The following is a 270-nucleotide window of genomic DNA, read 5'->3' on the forward strand; positions in this document are numbered from 1 at the left end:
GCGAAGCGGACGGGGCGGCGGACGTGATCGACCCAGTAGTCGGCGGTGGTCAGCAGACCCGCTTCGGCCAGGCGGCCCGTGACGTTCGAGACCACCGGCAGGGCCGGCTCATGGAAGGTCATGCTGTTCAGGGCCGTGCGGAAGTCCTCCAGCATCGGGTCCATCAGCGGGGAGTGGAAGGCGTGGGAGACCTGCAGGCGCTTCGTCCGCGCAGACGTCTTCGCCTCGATCTCCGCGATCGCGGTCTCGGTGCCCGAGACCACCACCGCC

The 270-nt window shown here is 69.6% G+C and carries 1 protein-coding gene; it reads right to left on the reverse strand.

Translation table 11 applies throughout. The annotated features are described in order from the left end of the window. Nucleotides 1–270, reverse strand: a 270-nt coding sequence (locus tag ACLQ2N_RS36045) for an acyltransferase domain-containing protein (protein WP_425820027.1), incomplete at both ends; no start/stop codon positions are given.

The organism is Streptomyces sp. DT224 (assembly GCF_049844595.1).
Taxonomy (GTDB): Bacteria; Actinomycetota; Actinomycetes; order Streptomycetales; family Streptomycetaceae; genus Streptomyces.